General features: G+C 66.5%; 1 pseudogene. It reads right to left on the reverse strand.

Annotation, left to right across the window (positions count from 1 at the left end):
* Positions 1-822: pseudogene (locus F6X37_RS35895) on the reverse strand (adhesin); the annotation flags it as partial.

Raw genomic sequence — 822 nt, forward strand, 5'->3', positions numbered from 1 at the left:
TGTTCGTCGTGTTGGCCGTCACGTTCTGGTTGGTCGCGTGCAGTTGCGAACCGTTCACCGCTTCGGTGCTGGTGTCGCTCAGCGCACCGGCCTTCACGCCGCTCAGCGAGCGCACGCCATCGGTGCCACTGAAGTCCACCGTCGTGCCGTCCAGGTCCCTGGCCACCGTGATGGTCTTGCTGGTCGCGTCCTGCTGCACCAGGCCGACGCTACCGCCGTCCAGCTGCTGCGTCAGGTTCGTGACCGAGCCTTCCACGTTGGTCACGCGGCCGTCGATGCTGGTGATCGCCGTCGTGTTGGCCGCAACGTTCGTCGCGTTGTCGGCGATGTTCGTCGTGTTGGCCGCGATGCTGGCCGTGTTGGCCGTCACGTTCTGGTTGGTCGCGTGCAGCTGCGAACCGTTCACCGCTTCGGTGCTGGTGTCGCTCAGCGCACCGGCCTTCACGCCGCTCAGCGAGCGCGCGCCATCGGTGCCACTGAAGTCCACCGTCGTGCCGTCCAGGTCCCTGGCCACCGTGATGGTCTTGCTGGTCGCGTCCTGCTGCACCAGGCCGACGCTGCCGCCGTCCAGTTGCTGCGTCAGGTTCGTGACCGAGCCTTCCACGTTGGTCACGCGGCCGTCGATGCCGGTGATCGCCGTCTTGTTGGCCGCAACGTTCGTCGTGTTGGCGGCGATATTCGTCGTGTTGGTCGTAATGCTGGCCGTGTTGGCCGTCACGTTCTGGTTGGTCGCGTGCAGCTGCGAACCGTTCACCGCTTCGGTGCTGGTGTCGCTCAGCGCACCGGCCTTCACGCCGCTCAGCGAGCGCGCGCCATCGGTGC

Source organism: Paraburkholderia sp. 31.1 (genome assembly GCF_014397645.1).
Taxonomy (GTDB): Bacteria; Pseudomonadota; Gammaproteobacteria; order Burkholderiales; family Burkholderiaceae; genus Paraburkholderia; species Paraburkholderia tuberum.